Raw genomic sequence first — 335 nt, 5'->3', positions numbered from 1 at the left:
TGGCTGCATCTTTAGCGGCGCGCGAGATGGGCGTGCGCGCGCTCACATCAGGAAATAACCAATGCATAATATAGGCGCTTACTAGGCTCACTGTTACTGCCAAAAAGTTACTAAAGATCAATGGGTATAAGCCCAAGCCGGTGGCGCTGTAACTGGCGAAATGTAGTTGAATGGATAGCCCAACCACACTCATGGCGCCGAATAGGAAGTGGGCACCGCGACTCATTTGATAAAATAACAATGCAAACATGGCAAAAGCCAGTATCGACATCAAGATCGGATGAAAACCAAATAAACCTTGCAGCACCAATACCGCAAAGCCACAAAACAATGCA

At 47.5% G+C, this 335-nt stretch carries 1 protein-coding gene; it reads right to left on the bottom strand.

The window, feature by feature from the left end; translation table 11 throughout:
* A partial coding sequence (locus tag CWC14_RS18695; RefSeq protein WP_138564375.1) for a DUF2955 domain-containing protein occupies positions 1–335 on the bottom strand: 335 nt, incomplete at both ends.

Source organism: Pseudoalteromonas sp. S3260 (assembly GCF_005886925.1).
Taxonomy (GTDB): Bacteria; Pseudomonadota; Gammaproteobacteria; order Enterobacterales; family Alteromonadaceae; genus Pseudoalteromonas; species Pseudoalteromonas tetraodonis.
Note: the sequence above shows the minus strand (reverse complement) of the source record. Positions and strands in the feature narration are given on the sequence as shown.